The sequence below is a fragment of the Microbacterium sp. ARD31 genome, from assembly GCF_031844425.1.
In genome coordinates this window covers 67,411-80,863 of sequence record NZ_JAUZVE010000001.1, presented here as the reverse complement: position 1 = coordinate 80,863, position 13,453 = coordinate 67,411, and the positions used below count along the sequence as shown (strand labels likewise).

At 70.4% G+C, this 13,453-nt stretch carries 9 protein-coding genes; 3 read left to right on the top strand and 6 right to left on the bottom strand.

Annotation, left to right across the window (positions count from 1 at the left end; genetic code table 11):
• The first annotated feature begins 44 nt into the window (after positions 1-44).
• Positions 45-2,003 carry a Stk1 family PASTA domain-containing Ser/Thr kinase gene (pknB, locus tag Q9S36_RS00375; protein ID WP_311283519.1) on the top strand — a complete coding sequence of 653 codons (1,959 nt, stop codon included), beginning with the start codon at positions 45-47 and terminating at the stop codon, positions 2,001-2,003.
• A gap of 72 nt (positions 2,004-2,075) precedes the next feature.
• Here the strand turns inward: pknB and Q9S36_RS00370 are convergent, their stop codons facing one another.
• The 3 genes from Q9S36_RS00370 to Q9S36_RS00360 form a co-directional block, all read right to left on the bottom strand.
• Positions 2,076-3,404, bottom strand: coding sequence for a class II 3-deoxy-7-phosphoheptulonate synthase (locus Q9S36_RS00370; RefSeq protein WP_064002353.1), 1,329 nt, complete (start codon positions 3,402-3,404; stop codon positions 2,076-2,078).
• A 71-nt stretch (positions 3,405-3,475) separates the two neighbouring features.
• Positions 3,476-4,165: a lysophospholipid acyltransferase family protein gene (locus Q9S36_RS00365; RefSeq protein WP_311283518.1), complete on the bottom strand. Its 690-nt coding sequence runs from the start codon at positions 4,163-4,165 to the stop codon at positions 3,476-3,478.
• Between the two features lies 1 nt (position 4,166).
• Positions 4,167-5,102, bottom strand: coding sequence for an ROK family glucokinase (locus Q9S36_RS00360; RefSeq protein ID WP_217531271.1), 936 nt, complete (start codon positions 5,100-5,102; stop codon positions 4,167-4,169).
• Between the two features lie 144 nt (positions 5,103-5,246).
• Here Q9S36_RS00360 and Q9S36_RS00355 point away from each other — a divergent pair, with 144 nt between their 5' ends.
• Positions 5,247-7,082 (top strand): AMP-dependent synthetase/ligase, encoded by a 1,836-nt coding sequence (locus Q9S36_RS00355; RefSeq protein WP_311283517.1) that lies wholly within the window; start codon positions 5,247-5,249, stop codon positions 7,080-7,082.
• Positions 7,083-7,142: 60 nt separating this feature from the next.
• Here the strand turns inward: Q9S36_RS00355 and Q9S36_RS00350 are convergent, their stop codons facing one another.
• From Q9S36_RS00350 to Q9S36_RS00340, 3 genes are read right to left on the bottom strand one after another with little or no spacing between them, the layout of a single operon-like run.
• Positions 7,143-7,631 (bottom strand): peptide deformylase, encoded by a 489-nt coding sequence (locus Q9S36_RS00350; protein ID WP_253034333.1) that lies wholly within the window; start codon positions 7,629-7,631, stop codon positions 7,143-7,145.
• A complete protein-coding gene (locus Q9S36_RS00345) occupies positions 7,631-9,046 on the bottom strand; it encodes a MinD/ParA family protein (protein WP_311283516.1) in 1,416 nt (471 codons plus the stop codon). The genes Q9S36_RS00350 and Q9S36_RS00345 overlap by 1 nt, the downstream gene beginning before the upstream one ends.
• A 53-nt stretch (positions 9,047-9,099) precedes the next feature.
• A complete protein-coding gene (locus tag Q9S36_RS00340; protein WP_311283515.1) occupies positions 9,100-12,507 on the bottom strand; it encodes a pyruvate carboxylase in 3,408 nt (1,135 codons plus the stop codon).
• A 96-nt stretch (positions 12,508-12,603) separates the two neighbouring features.
• Between Q9S36_RS00340 and Q9S36_RS00335 the strand changes: the two genes are divergently transcribed.
• Complete coding sequence (locus tag Q9S36_RS00335) at positions 12,604-13,416, top strand: ParA family protein (protein WP_064002359.1); 813 nt, start codon at positions 12,604-12,606, stop codon at positions 13,414-13,416.
• Positions 13,417-13,453: the final 37 nt, after the last annotated feature.

The window sequence follows — 13,453 nt, the reverse complement described above, 5'->3', positions numbered from 1 at the left end:
AGGCGTTACCCGGGCTCGCAGGGTCCGCTCCGTAGACTTCTGACGTGAACGCCACCCCGCAGACCGACCCGCTGATCGGCCGCCTGGTCGACAGCCGGTACCGGGTCCGCGGGCGCATCGCCCGAGGCGGCATGGCCACCGTGTACGTCGCGACGGACCTGAGGCTCGAGCGGCGCGTCGCGCTCAAGGTGATGCACGGCCACCTCTCCGACGACACCGTCTTCCAGAACCGCTTCATCCAGGAAGCACGGTCGGCCGCGCGGCTCGCCGACCCCCACGTCGTCAACGTCTTCGATCAGGGCCAGGACGGCGAGATGGCCTATCTCGTCATGGAGTACCTCCCCGGGATCACGCTGCGCGAGCTGCTGCGCGAGCAGAGGCGCCTCACGCTTCCTCAGACGATCACGATCATGGATGCGATCCTGTCGGGTCTCTCGGCGGCGCACCGCGCGGGGATCGTGCACCGCGACGTGAAACCCGAGAACGTCCTGCTCGCCGAAGACGGCCGGATCAAGATCGGCGATTTCGGCCTTGCCCGCGCGTCGAGTGCGAACACCGCCACCGGACAGATGCTGCTCGGGACGATCGCCTACTTGGCGCCCGAGCTGGTGACGCGGGGGACGGCGGACGCCCGCAGCGACATCTACGCGCTCGGCATCATGCTTTACGAGATGCTCGCGGGCGAACAGCCCTACAAGGGCGAGCAGCCGATGCAGATCGCCTACCAGCACGCGACCCACTCGGTTCCGCGCCCGAGCGTGAAGAACCCCGCCGTGCCGGAGCAGCTCGATGAGCTCGTGCTGTGGGCCACCGAGCGCTCGCCCGAGGACCGTCCGAACGACGCGCGCGAGATGCTCGACCGCCTGCGCGAGATCGAGAAGCAGCTGGGCGTGTTCCCGCAGGTGGTGCGCTCCACCCCCACCGGGACGAAGGTCGTCGTCGACGACTCGCTCGACTCCGACGAGGTGACCCGCGTCATGCCCGGCACGTTCACGGCACCGAGCGTCACGACGGAGGTCGACAACGCCACCCGCCTGCGGCGACGCACGCACCGCAACGCGGTCAAGGGCGGTTGGCTGCTCGCCGTGGTCCTCGTGCTGGCCGCCGGTGCCGGCCTGGCCGGATGGTGGTTCGGCAGCGGTCCCGGTTCACTCGTCGCCGTCCCGACGGTGGTCGGGATGAGTTTCGACGACGCCGAGGACCTGCTGGCCGAGAACACCCTCGTCGCGCGCCGCAGTGACGTCCACAGCCTGGAGGTCCCCGCCGGGGAGGCGATCGGGACGGACCCCGGCACCGGCGAGTTCGTCGACCGCGACTCCCCGGTGACGGTGCAGATCTCCGCCGGTCCCGCCACCGCCGAGTTGCCGGCCCTGCAGGATCGGGCGCGCGCCGAGGCCGAGTCGCTCCTGGCGGAGAACAACATCACGGTCGCCGAGACCAAGAACTACTTCACGAGCTTCGCCGCGGACCGGGTCGTTCGCGTCTACGTCACTCAGGCGGGAACGCCGGATCCGGTCGAATGCACCGAGGGCTGCTCGGTCCTTCAGGGCTCGACGGCGGAACTCCGCGTCTCGCTCGGCCCGCTCCCCGACGTCGCCGGAACGCCGGCGGACGAGGCCGCGAAGACCCTCCGAGACGTGGGGATGGAGGTCGAGGAGACCCGCGAGTACAGCAACGACGTCGCCGACGACCTCGTCATCCGCGTCGCCGATCGACCGGGCGGCGGCTCCTGGCAGCAGGGCGAGAAGCTGACGCTGGTCGTCTCCGACGGCCCGCGCCCCGTCGAGGTGCCCAACGTCGTCGGCGAGACGGTGCGCACCGCCGTCGACCGGTTGCAGTCGGCCGGCTTCAAGGTCAACCCGAACATCGAGGACCTCGAGCTCCCGCTCGGCGGACGCTACTGGGACGTCTACCGGGTGCAGGCCATGACGCCGGACGGCGGGACGCTGCAGCGCCCCGGGACGACCGTCAGCCTCACACCGCAATTCCAGCCCTTCGGCTGATCCCCGGCATCCGTTCTTCGCCAACGACGAGGGCCCGGCGGTCGATCACCGCCGGCCCCTCGTGTCGCCTCGTCAGCGGTTGCCGAGCTCCTCGGCGACGAGGAAGGCGAGCTCGAGCGACTGCATGTGGTTCAGGCGCGGGTCGCACAGCGACTCGTAACGCGTCGCGAGGGTCGCCTCGTCGATCATCTCGGAACCGCCCAGGCACTCGGTCACGTCGTCGCCCGTGAGCTCGACGTGGATGCCGCCCGGGAACGTACCGACCGCGCGATGCGCCTCGAAGAAGCCGCGGACCTCGTCGACGACGTCGTCGAAGCGACGCGTCTTGTAGCCGGTCGGCGTCGTGATCCCGTTGCCGTGCATCGGGTCGGTCACCCAGAGCGGCGTGGCACCGGCATCCTTCACCGCCTCCAGCAGCGGCGGGAGGGCGTCGCGGATCTTGCCGGCGCCCATCCGCGTGATGAAGGTGAGCCGCCCCGGCTCGCGCTCGGGGTCGAGCTTGTCGATGAGGGCCAAGGCGGTCTCGGGCGACGTGCTCGGTCCGAGCTTGACGCCGATGGGGTTGCGGATCTTCGAGAAGTAGTCGACGTGGGCGCCGTCGAGGTCGCGGGTGCGCTCCCCGATCCACAGGAAGTGCGCCGACGTGTTGTACGGCGTGTCCGTGCGCGAGTCGATGCGCGTCATCGGGTGCTCGTAGTCCATCAGCAGACCCTCGTGACCGGTGTAGAACTCCACGCCGCGCAGCTCGTCGAAGTTCGCCCCCGCGGCCTCCATGAACTTGATGGCCCGGTCGATCTCGCCCGCGAGACGCTCGTAACGCTGGTTCGCGGGGTTCTTCGCGAAGCCCTGATTCCAGCTGTGCACCTCGCGGAGGTCCGCGAACCCGCCCTGCGTGAAGGCGCGGATGAGATTCAGCGTCGACGCCGCGGTGTGGTACCCCTTCAGGAGCCGCTGCGGGTCGGCGGTGCGCGAGGCCTCGGTGAAGTCGTAGCCGTTGACGATGTCGCCGCGGTACGCGGGCAGGGTGACGTCGCCGCGCGTCTCGGTGTCGCTCGAGCGCGGCTTGGCGAACTGACCCGCCATGCGCCCCATCTTCACGACCGGCATCGATGCGCCGTAGGTGAGGACGACCGCCATCTGCAGGACCGTCTTGATGCGGTTGCGGATCTGCTGTGCCGTGGCACCCGCGAAGGTCTCGGCGCAGTCGCCGCCCTGCAGCAGGAAAGCCTGGCCCGCGGCGGCGTTCGCCAGGCGGGCGCGGAGGTTGTCGACCTCGCCGGCGAAGACGAGGGGCGGAAGGGTCGCGATCTCGGCGGAGACGGCGGCGACCGCATCCGCGTCGGGCCACAACGGCTGCTGCTTGATCGGGAGCGAGCGCCAGTGGTCGAGAGGAGTGGGCATCCGCCAATTCTAGCGGCGGCGGACGGCGCCCCCGGCCGTGTGACGGGGGGCCGCGACGGCGCAGCGAGAGCTCAGGACGCGGATGCCGGGCGCCGGTGCTTCACGGTGGAGGCGTAGACGTCCTCGTACTTCTGCTCCCCCATGCGCTGAAGGGCCACCATGATCTCGTCGGTCACCGAGCGCAGGACGAAGCGGTCGGACTCCATGCCGTGGAAGCGGCTGAAGTCGAGGGGCTCGCCGATGACCATGCCGACCCGCCCGACCCGCGGGATCGACCGGCCGATCGGCATGACGTCGTCGGTGCCGATCATGACGACCGGGATCACCGGGACGCGCGCCGTCAGCGCCATCCGCGCGAGGCCCGTCCGACCGCGGTACAGCTTGCCGTCGGGGCTGCGGGTGCCCTCGGGGTAGATCCCGAGCAGGTCGCCGCGACCGAGCACCTGGAGTCCGGTGTTCAGGGATGCCTCGGAGGCCTTGCCGCCCGTGCGGTCGATCGGGATCTGGCCGGTGCCCTGCATGAAGACGCGGGTGGCCCAGCCCTTCAGCCCCTTGCCCGTGAAGTAGTCGCTCTTGGCGAGGAAGGACATCGGCCTGTCGATCATCAGCGGCAGGAAGATCGAGTCGCTGACCGACAGGTGGTTGCTGGCGATGATGGCGGCCCCGGTCGCCGGGATGTTGCTCCGACCCACGATCCACGGACGGAAGATCGCCTTCACGATCGGTCCGATGATGAGGTACTTCAGGACCCAGTAGACCATCTCAGACCCGGCCTCCTGCGAGGTCGGCGACGCCGATCAGGCCGGCGTCGTTGCCGAGGGTGGCGATGGCGAAGGATGCGACCGGCCGCTCGCCGTAGCCCGGCAGCGCCGTCGCGTAGGCCTCGCGCACCGGGTGGAGGAGCCGCTCCCCCAGGTCGGCGACACCGCCGCCGATGACGAACAGGGCCGGGTCGAGGACGGCCTGGAAGCCGCCGCACGCCTCACCGAGGGCCGTCGCGACGCGGTGGACCGCCTCGAGGGCGCCGGCGTCGCCGTCCGCGATGAGTCGCTCCATGGCCGCTGCCGGCACGATCCCGTCGGCGGTCCGCGCGGCGGCGAGGCCCGCGCCGAGGGCGCCGGATGCGGCGATGTCCGCCGCTTCGCGCTGCAGGGCACGCCCCGACGCGTACTGCTCGAGGCATCCGTTCTGACCGCAGCCGCAGGGGCGGCCGCCGCGCTCGAAGCGGATGTGGCCGAGCTCGCCGCCGATGCCGTTGCCGCCGACGAGCAGCTCGCCGTCGATGATCGCCGCGCCGCCCACGCCCGTGCCGAGGGTGATCATCACCATGTCGCGGACGTCCCGACCGGCACCGAAGCGGAACTCGCCCCACCCGGCCGCGTTGGCATCGTTCTCGAGGGTGACGGGACGTCCGATGCGTCGCTCCAGCTCGTCGCGGAGCGGCTCGTCGGTCCAGTCGATGTTCGGGGCGTGCAGGATGACGGACCGGCTCGCATCGATGAAGCCGGCCGCGGCCACGCCCACGGCGTGCACCACCCGGTCGGTGACGAGGTCGTCCACCATGGCGGCGACGGCGTCCGCCAGCGCGTGGGGATCGGCGGGGGTGGGGACACGGCGCCGGTCGACGATCGTGCCGTCCGGGTCGACGATGCCTCCCGCGATCTTGGTTCCACCGATGTCGATGCCGACGTTGAGCACACCACTCCCCTCCGCGCGTGCGGGCGCACGGCATCCGTGAGTCTAACGGGGTGCGACGGGCCGCCGCGGCCGTGGGATCGAGGCTCACGATGGCCTAGACTCGGTCGCACCTGACGCCACCCGGTACCGAAGGAGTTGCCGCCCATGAGCGCCGTACAATTCGACGTCCCCGCCATCGTGCCCGCCGACCCGACCGCGAACACCTCGGACATCCTCGTCGAGCGGGTGAAGGCGACGCCGTCGCTGGCCCTGTTCGCCGTCCCGGACGGGGACGGATGGCGAGACGTGACCGCAGCGGAGTTCCACCGCGAGGTGATCGCGCTCGCGAAGGGATTCGCGGCCAGCGGCATCCAGCCCGGCGACAAGGTCGCCTTCCTTGCACGGACGACCTACGACTGGACCCTCGTCGACTTCGCGCTCTTCTTCGCAGGAGCCGTCATGGTGCCGGTCTACGAGACCAGCTCCGCGTCGCAGATCAACTGGATCCTCGCCGACTCGGGCGCCGTCGCGATGGTGGTCGAGAACGCGACCCACGCCGAGCGTGTCGCCGAGATCCGCTCGGAGGTCCCGCTCGTGCGCGAGGTGTGGACGATGGGCACCGGGGACCTCGACAGCCTGCGCGCACGGGGCACCGAGATCACCGACGACGAGATCGAGCGCCGCCGTTCGCTGGCCAACGCCGACGACATCGCGACCCTCATCTACACGTCGGGGTCGACCGGCCGGCCCAAGGGCTGCGTCCTCACCCACAAGAACTTCGTCGAGCTCTCCCGCAACTCCGCCAAGGCGCTCCACGAGGTCGTCGAGCAGCCCGGGGCCGCGACCCTCCTCTTCCTCCCCCTCGCGCACGTGTTCGCACGGTTCATCTCGATCCTCAACATCCACGCCGGGGTGAAGACGGGCCACGAGCCCGACACGACGAAGCTGCTCGCCGGACTCGGCTCGTTCAAGCCGACGTACCTGCTCGCGGTGCCGCGTGTGTTCGAGAAGGTCTACAACTCGGCCGAGCAGAAGGCGGAGGCGGGCGGCAAGGGCAAGATCTTCCGGGCCGCGGCGGCCGTCGCCGTCGAGCACTCCCGCCGCCTGCAGGACGGCGAGAAGATCCCGCTCGGGATGAAGATCAAGTTCGCGCTCTTCGACCGCCTCGTCTACAGCAAGCTGCGCACTGCGATGGGCGGGCGTGTGACGCACGCCGTCTCGGGATCGGCGCCACTCGGGCCGCGCCTCGGTCACTTCTTCCACAGCCTCGGCGTGCAGATCCTCGAAGGCTACGGGCTCACCGAGACCACCGCGCCGGCGACCGTGAACCTCGCCACGAAGTCCAAGATCGGCACGGTGGGCCCCGCGCTCCCCGGCGTCGGCGTCCGGCTGGGCGAGGACGGCGAGATCGAGGTCCGCGGCATCAACGTCTTCAAGGAGTACTGGCGCAACCCTGAGGCGACCGCGGAGGCCTTCCACGACGGCTGGTTCCGCACGGGCGACATCGGGACCTTCGACTCCGAGGGCTACCTCACCATCACGGGGCGCAAGAAGGAGATCATCGTGACGGCCGGCGGTAAGAACGTCGCCCCCGCCGTCCTCGAGGACCCCATCCGCGCGAACCCCATCGTCGGACAGGTGGTCGTCGTGGGCGACCAGAAGCCGTTCATCGGCGCCCTCATCACGCTCGACCGCGAGATGCTGCCGACCTGGATGTCCAACAACGGACTCGCCGCCGACATGCCCATGTCGCAGGTGATCACGCACCCGAAGGTGCTCGCCGAGGTGCAGTCCGCGGTGGACCGCGCCAACAAGGCGGTCTCGCGCGCGGAGTCGATCCGCAAGTTCGTGATCCTCGACACCGAGTGGACCGAGGCATCCGGTCACCTGACGCCGAAGATGAGCATCAAGCGGAACGTGATCCTCTCGGACTTCGCCGACGACATCGAGGAGCTGTATCAGGCGAACGTGTCCACCACGAACATCTCCCTCGGGAACTGACCCGCACCCCCTCACATGACGAAGGGCCCCGGCGATCCGGGGCCCTTCGTCATGTGCGCGTCAGAACCAGTCGGACTCGCGCACTTCGCGCATCGCCTGGCGCCGGACGTCCTTCGGCAGGCGGTCGAGGTACAGCATCCCGTCGAGGTGGTCGCATTCGTGCTGCAGCGCCTGTGCGAGCAGCCCCTCCCCCTCGATGACGAGCTCGTCACCGTGCAGGTCGATGCCGGTGACTCGCGCCCAGGGGTGGCGGAGGGCGTCGTGCCAGAGACCGGGGACCGAGAGGCATCCCTCCCCCGTCGGCACCGGATCGCCCGCGACCTCGAGGGTGGGGTTCAGGATGTACCCGATGACGCCGTCGACGTTGTAGCTGAAGGCGCGGACGCCGACGCCGATCTGCGGCGCCGCGACGCCGGCACGACCCGGTTCGGCGACGGAGTCGACCAAGTCCGACACCAGGCTGACGACGCCCTCGTCGATGTCCTCGATGGGGGCGCACACCGACCGCAGGACGGGGTCGCCGAACAGGCGGATGGGACGGACCGCCATCAGCGCACCGTTCCCGCCGCGCGCAGCCCCTCGACGACGACGGCCGCCAGCTCGCGGGCGGCGAGGCGCGTCGCGCCGGCCAGCTCGCGGAACGAGATCGGACCGCCGGTCGCGATGTGCGCGTCGTACGGAATGGTCACGACCGCGCGCACGCGGCTGCGGAAGTGGGATTCGAGCTCGCTCGGCTTGATGAGGCTCGCCCCCGGCCGGGAGGTGTTGAGCACGACCACCGCGTTGCGGGCGAGCTCGCCGTACCCGTTCGTCTCGAGCCACGACAGCGTCTCGGAGGCCAGCTTGGCCTCGTCGACGCTGCGTCCGGCGACGATGAGGATCTGGTCGGCGAGCTCGAGGGTCGCGTCCATGACGGAGTGCACGATGCCGGTGCCGCTGTCGGTGAGGACGATCGAGTAGTAGTGGGCGGCGATGGCGGCGACGTCGTGGTAATCGCGGTCGCTGAACGCCTCGGACAGGTGCGGGTCAGCATCGGAGGCCAGGATGTCGAGGCGCGTCTCGTCCCGCGCGACGATCCCGGAGAGGTCGTTGAACCCGGTCACGTCGGCGCGCGCACGGACGAGGTCGCGCACGGTCTTGCCGCTCGTGCGCTCGATCCGCTCGGCGAGGGTGCCGCGGTCGGGGTTCGCGTCGACGGCGATGATGCGGTCCTCGCGCGCGTCGGCGAGGGCCATCCCGAGCAGAGTGGTGACACTCGTCTTCCCGACGCCGCCCTTGCGCGAGAGCACGGGCACGAACTTCGCTCCGCCGGTGAGCGGCGCGGTGATGCGGCGGTCGAGCTCCTTGCGTGCGCGGACCTTCGGGCTCTCCGCGAGGAGGACCCGACGGAAGCTCGCGGCGTAGACGAGACGCTGCCAGGCGCCTTCGGGCTCGGGCGCGGCGACGCGGGACCGGTCGATGAGCCGATCGGCGGTGAGCAGGTCCGGGCTCTCGCGGTCGGCCGAGAGCTGGTCGAGACGGCGGGACTGCAGGGGTTCTTCGTCGACGCGGACCCCGCGCACACGCTCGAGGGCGTGCTTGTCGGCTCCCGCGGGATGGTGGATCGCACGCCGGGTCACCCCCGTCGCCGGCGGGACCGTCGCCGGGACGACCTCCGCGTCGACGATGTCGTCCTGGGTGTCGGCTGTCGGGGCAGGAGACTCGTCCTCGGGCCGCGATGCGGAGACGACGGATGCCTCGTCGTGGCCGTCGTCCGAGGTCCGCTCGGCCTCGTCATTCCCGACCGGGGCGATGTCGTCGTCGTCGACGTAGTCGTCGTCATCGTCCGCGAGCGCCGGGAGCGTCAGGTCGATCTGGGCCGTCGTCCCGTCGACGATGCCGATGCCGGTCGTCTCGAGGTTGTCGGTGCGCTCCAGCACACCGTTGTCGACGTCCTCGGACATCTCGTTGTCGCGCTCACGCATCACGGGGGTCACTCCTGGTGGATCTGGGGCCTCGCAAAGCCCGACGCACCAGGTTAGTCCGCGGGACGGACGACGAGCAAAAGGTCACCCGCCTCCACCTGCGCGGTGGGGGCGATGACGATGCGCTCGACGACGCCGTCGATGGGGGCGGTGATGGCCGCCTCCATCTTCATCGCCTCGATGGATGCCACGGGCTCCCCCGCGCGCACCTTCGCGCCCTCGTCGGCCTTCACGGTGACGACACCCGAGAACGGTGCGGCGACCTGACCCGGCTTCGACGTGTCGGCCTTCTCGGCCTGGCGGGCCTCGACGGCGACCGAGCGATCGCGGACGGTGACCGGGCGCAGCTGACCGTTCAGGGTCGCCATGACCGTCCGCATCCCCTTGTCATCGACCTCGCCGATCGCCTCAAGACCGACGTAGAGCTGCACGCCCCGCTCGATCTCGACCACATGCTCCTGGCCCGGCTTCATCCCGTACAGGTAATCGATGGTGTCGAGGACGCTGAGGTCGCCGAACGTGTCACGGACCTCATGGAACGCCTTCGTCGGAGCGGGGAAGAGCAGCCGGTTGAGCTTCTCGCGTCGCGTCGCCGAGTCCGCGTCGAGAGCCGCGGCATCCTCTGCGGAGATGTCGGTCACGCCCACCTTCACGGAGCGTCCCGCGAGCACCTTCGACCGGAAGGGCTCCGGCCAGCCGCCGGGCAGGTCGCCGAGCTCGCCGGCCATGAAGCCGACGACCGAGTCCGGCACGTCGTACTTCTCCGGGTTCGCTTCGAAGTCAGCCGGGTCGGCCTTCACGGCCGCGAGGTGCAGGGCGAGGTCGCCCACGACCTTCGACGAGGGCGTGACCTTCGGGACCCGGCCGAGGATCCGGTTGGCCGCGGCGTACATGTCCTCGATGAGCTCGAAGTCCTCCGACAGCCCGAGGGCGATCGCCTGCTGACGCAGGTTCGAGAGCTGGCCGCCGGGGATCTCGTGGTGGTAGACGCGCCCGGTGGGGCCGGGCAGACCCGACTCGAACGGTGCGTAGAGGTTGCGGACCGCCTCCCAGTACGGCTCGAGGTCCGAGACCGCCTGCAGGTCGAGTCCGGTGTCGCGCTCCGTGTCCGCCAGCGCGGCGACCAGCGCCGACAGCGAGGGCTGGCTCGTCGTGCCCGACATCGGCGCGGCGGCCGCGTCGACGGCATCCGCTCCGGCCGCACTGGCCGCGAGGAGTGTCGCCAGCTGACCGCCGGCCGTGTCGTGGGTGTGCACGTGGACCGGCAGGTCGAAGCGCTCCCGCAGGGCCGACACGAGCCGCGCCGCGGCAGCCGGACGCAGCAGCCCCGCCATGTCCTTGATCGCGAGGATGTGGGCGCCGGCATCCACGACCTGCTCCGCGAGGCGCAGGTAGTAGTCGAGCGTGTACAGGTCCTCGGCGGGGTCGAGCAGGTTGCCGGTGTAGCAGATCGCCGCCTCGGCGACGGCGGTGCCGGTGGCGAGGACCGCCTCGATCGCGGGCCGCATCTGACTGACGTCGTTGAGCGCGTCGAAGATGCGGAAGATGTCGACACCGGATGCCGCGGCCTCCGCGACGAACGCATCCGTGACCTTCGTCGGGTACGGCGTGTAGCCGACAGTGTTGCGACCGCGCAGGAGCATCTGGATCGCGACGTTCGGCAGGGCGGAGCGGAGCGCGTCGAGACGCTCCCACGGGTCCTCGCCGAGGAAGCGGAGGGCGACGTCGTAGGTCGCACCTCCCCACGCCTCGACCGACAGCAGCTGCGGGGTCAGCCGGGCGACGTGCGGGGCGACGCGGACGAGGTCCTTCGTGCGCACGCGGGTCGCGAGCAGGGACTGGTGTGCGTCGCGGAAGGTCGTCTCCGTGACGGCGAGTCCGTCCTGCGCGCGGAGCGCCTCGGCGAAGCCCTTCGGGCCGAGCTCGAGCAGACGCTGCCGCGACCCGGGGGCAGGGGCTGCATTCAGGTCGACGACCGGCAGCTTCGCGGCGGGGTCCGTGTGGACGGGGCTGTCGCCGTTCGGGCGGTTGACCGTCACGTCCGCGAGCCAGGACACGATCTTGGAGCCACGGTCCTTCGACTCACGACCCTGCACGAGCTCGGGCCGCTCGTCGATGAACGCCGTGCTCAGGTCGCCGGCGGCGAAGGCCGGGTCGTCGAGCACCCGCTGCAGGAACGGGATGTTCGTCGACACACCGCGGATGCGGAACTCCGCCAGCGCGCGACGGGAGCGGACGACCGCGGCCTCGAAGTCGCGCCCCCGGCACGTCAGCTTGGCCAGCATGGAGTCGAAGTGCGGGCTGATCTGCGAGCCGGCCGCGGTCGTCCCGCCGTCCAGACGGATGCCGGCACCGCCCGGCGAGCGGTAGGTCGTGATCTTGCCGGTGTCGGGGCGGAAGCCGTGCGCGGGATCCTCCGTCGTGATGCGGCACTGCAGGGCGGCGCCGCGCAGGTGGATCTGCTCCTGGCGCAGGCCCAGGTCCTCGAGGGTCGCGCCCGCGGCGATGCGCATCTGCGACTGCACGAGGTCGACGTCGGTGACCTCTTCGGTAACGGTGTGCTCGACCTGGATGCGGGGGTTCATCTCGATGAAGACGACCTCGCCCGCGCGGGGACCGGCGGTCTCGAGGAGGAACTCGACGGTTCCCGCGTTCACGTACGAGATGGACTTCGCGAACGCGACGGCGTACGCGTAGAGGTCGCGGCGGATCTCGTCCGAGAGGCCCGGCGCGGGTGCGATCTCGACCACCTTCTGGTGGCGACGCTGCACCGAGCAGTCGCGCTCGAACAGGTGGACCGTGTTCCCCGCCGCATCCGCGAGGATCTGCACCTCGACGTGACGCGGCCGCTGCACGGCCTGCTCGAGGAAGACACGCGGATCCCCGAACGCGCTCCCCGCCTCGCGCATCGCCTCCGACAGCGCGGGCGGGAGGGCGTCGGGGTGCTCGACCCGCCGCATCCCGCGACCGCCGCCGCCGGCGACGGCCTTCACGAAGATCGGGAAGCCGATATCGGATGCCTGCGCGACCAGCGCGTCGATGTCGTCCGACGCCTCCGTCGAACGCAGCACCGGCACACCCGCGGCGATCGCGTGCTGCTTGGCGGTGACCTTGTTGCCGGCCATCTCGAGCACCGTCGAGGACGGACCGATGAAGGCGATCCCATGGTCGGCGGCCTTCGCGGACAGCTCGGGATTCTCCGACAGGAATCCGTAGCCCGGGTAGATCGCATCGGCGCCGCTCTCGAGCGCGACGCGGATGATCTCGTCGACGTCGAGGTACGCGCGGACGGGGTGGCCCACCTCGCCGATCTGGTACGCCTCGTCGGCTTTCAGCCGGTGCAGCGAGTAGCGGTCTTCATACGGGAAGACGGCGACCGTCCGCGCCCCGAGCTCATACGCGGCGCGGAATGCGCGGATGGCGATCTCTCCGCGATTGGCGACCAGAATCTTGCGAAACATGCTCTTCACCTCACTGGGTGCGGGGCCACTCCGTCGGGGCCGCCGAGGTACGGGCTGAGTACCCTCACAGCCTAGGGGACGGTAACGTGGTCGCTTGTGCACGTACTCTCCGTCAGCTCCCTCAAAGGTGGCGTCGGCAAGACGACCGTGACCCTGGGCCTCGCCTCCGCGGCGTTCGCGCGCGGGGTGCGGACCCTTGTCGTCGACCTGGACCCGCAGTCCGACGTGTCGACGGGCATGGACATCCAGGTGGCGGGTCGGCTCAACGTCGCCGACGTCCTCGCCAACCCCAAGGAGAAGGTGGTCCGTCAGGCCATCACCTCGAGCGGCTGGGCGAAGGTGCACCCCGGCACGATCGACGTCATGATCGGCAGCCCCTCCGCGATCAACTTCGACGGTCCGCACCCGAGCGTCCGCGACGTGTGGAAGCTCGAGGAGGCCCTCGCGACCATCGAGGCCGACTACGACCTGGTGCTCATCGACTGCGCGCCATCGCTGAACGCCCTCACGCGCACCGCGTGGGCGGCATCCGACCGCGTCGTCGTCGTGACCGAGCCGGGTCTCTTCTCCGTCGCGGCAGCGGACCGTGCGCTCCGCGCGATCGAGGAGATCCGCCGCGGCCTGTCCCCCCGCCTGCAGCCCCTCGGCATCGTCGTCAACCGCGTCCGTCCGCAGTCCATCGAGCACCAGTTCCGCATCAAGGAACTGCGCGACATGTTCGGGCCGCTCGTGCTGACCCCCCAGCTCCCCGAGCGCACCTCCCTGCAGCAGGCGCAGGGTGCGGCGAAGCCGCTGCACATCTGGCCCGGCGACTCCGCGCAGGAACTCGCCGCCGACTTCGATTCGCTGCTCGACCGGATCGTCCGCACGGGTCGCATCCCCGTCTCGGGCGCCGCCTCCCCCGCCTGACCGTCCGGCACCCGGGCGCGCGAGAGCATCCTCCGCG